2 protein-coding genes and 1 tRNA gene are annotated in these 2,304 nt (G+C 63.5%); 1 reads left to right on the plus strand and 2 read right to left on the minus strand.

What is annotated here, in order from left to right; all coding sequences use genetic code 11:
- Positions 1-79: 79 nt before the first annotated feature.
- Positions 80-169 (minus strand) — tRNA-Ser (locus AC1DSN_RS21535).
- A 75-nt stretch (positions 170-244) separates the two neighbouring features.
- A complete protein-coding gene (gene serS / locus AC1DSN_RS21540; RefSeq protein ID WP_477332781.1) occupies positions 245-1,525 on the minus strand; it encodes a serine--tRNA ligase in 1,281 nt (426 codons plus the stop codon).
- 88 nt (positions 1,526-1,613) lie between these two features.
- Between serS and AC1DSN_RS21545 the strand changes: the two genes are divergently transcribed.
- On the plus strand, positions 1,614-2,304 hold a 691-nt coding region (locus tag AC1DSN_RS21545; protein WP_477332783.1), incomplete at its 3' end, for a hypothetical protein.

Consider the following 2,304-nt stretch of genomic DNA (forward strand, 5'->3'; position numbering starts at 1 on the left):
TATGTGTCCCGAAATGTGTCCCGATGGCGATTTTTCCTGACCAATCCAAGTATCTGATTTTACTTGGAAACTAGTGGTCTGGCGGAGAGAGTGGGATTCGAACCCACGGTAGGCTCACACCTACGGCAGTTTTCAAGACTGCTGCCTTAAACCACTCGGCCATCTCTCCGTATTTTTCTAACGCACTGGCCGGGCATTGCACCCGGCCAGCGCCAATTGTACCCGACGAGAGGGTACCAAGGGATCAGGCAATCGCCTCAATCCCCGCCATATAAGGCCGCAACACTTCCGGCACCTCAATGGACCCATCCGCCTGCTGGAAATTCTCCATCACGGCAACCAGGGTCCGCCCCACAGCCAACCCCGACCCATTCAACGTATGCACCAGCTCCGGCTTGCTGCTAGCCGGATTCCTCCAGCGAGCCGACATCCGCCGCGCCTGAAAATCCGTGCAGTTGGAGCAGCTACTGATCTCGCGATACGTGTTCTGGCTGGGCAGCCAAACCTCGAGGTCATACGTCTTGGCCGCAGCAAAGCCCATATCCCCTGTGCACAGCTGCACCTTCCGATACGGCAGCTTCAGCGCCTGCAAAACAGCCTCAGCATGCCCGACCATCTCCTCGAGCTGAGCAAAGCTCGTCTCGGCCGTGGCGATCTGCACCATCTCCACCTTCTCGAACTGGTGCTGGCGGATCATGCCGCGGGTGTCGCGGCCGTAGCTGCCGGCTTCCGCGCGGAAGCACATGGAGTGCGCGGTCATGCGCATGGGCAGCTCGCCGGCGTCGACGATGCTTTCGCGCACAAGGTTGGTCAGCGTCACTTCGGAGGTGGGAATGAGGTAGCGCTTCACCTCGTCGACCATCGTGCCGAAGAGGTCCTCTTCGAACTTGGGCAGCTGGCTGGTGCCTTCCATCGCAGCCGCATTCACGATCAACGGCACGTTGTGCTCGAGGTAGCCGTGACGCGTGGTGTGCAGGTCCAGCATGAACTGGGCGAGCGCGCGATGCAGGTGCGCGAGCTGGCCGCGCAGCACGGTGAAGCGTGCGCCGGACAGCTTGACCCCGGCTTCGCCGTCGAGCCAGCCGTGACGGGCGCCCAGGTCCACGTGGTCCTTCACCGGGAAGTCGAACGGACGCGGGTGACCCCAGCGGAGGATCTCCACGTTGTCGTTCTCGTCCTTGCCGATGGGCACGGATTCGTCGGGGAGGTTCGGGATGCCCAGGGCGATGTCCGCCAGCTTGGCCTGGACCTCGGCGAGCGCCTGCTCGTTGGCCTTGAGCTTGTCGCCGATACCGGCGACCTCGGCCATGAGCGCGTCCACGCTTTCGCCCTTACCCTTGGCTTGGCCGATGGCCTTGGAACGGGTGTTCCGCAGGTTCTGCAGCTCCTGGGTCTCGGTGGAGAGCGCCTTGCGCTCGGATTCGAGGCGCTCGATCGTCACGACGTCGAGGTCGAAGTTCCGGGCGGCGCGCAGGCGCTCAGCCGTTTCGGCGAGCTTGCCGCGCAGGAGGGCGGGATCCAGCATGAGTCGGGCTTCCGTGGGTGTACGAGCCGGGGATTATCGCAAATTTGGGCGGCTCGGTATGATCGGGCCACCAAGGGAGGGGGCACGCATGGCCAAGCGCACGGGCACAGGGAACGGGGGCGGCACCGAGGAACTCCGGCCGGACGTCTTCGTCAAATTCTTTCTCGGCGTGCTGGTCCTGATCGCGCTCGGGGCCTGTGGCTTCGTCATCTACTACTGGTGGACCGCCACGGACCGGGCCGTCACCCCCTTCGGCGTCAGCCTGTGCGTGCTGATCCTTGGCCTGGCCGCCTACGGCGTGAACCTCACCCGGACCCACATCGTGATCGAGCCGGACGCCGTGGTGATCAAGGACGCGGTCTCCACCCGTCGCATCGAGCGCTCCGACATCGGCGGTGCGCGCGAGGTCTATGTGAACTCCCGGCGCGGTACGGAGCTGTGGCTCTACGACAAGTCCGGCAAGCGGATCTTCGTTCCGCCCGAGCTTGGGCAGAAGCTCCTGGGTGACACGTGGTCCGAGGGGATCGAAGACCTCGACCAGAGGGACATCACCCGGATGAGCAACAGTTTCGCCAACGATGAGCGGTGGGGCAGCTACGAGGGCGAGCGCCGTTGGAACGGAAGTGTCTGGCTGGGTCGGACCAACTTCCTGGCCCTGCTCTCCGTTCCGATCTGGGTGATCGCCGTGGTGTATGGCGGTGATCCAGCGATACGTTGGCCGATGTTCCTCATCGTGGCCGCGATGCCGCTGATCGCTGTGGGTATCAACGTATTCACCG

It is taken from the genome of Luteibacter sp. P4_D7_3 (genome assembly GCF_056401735.1).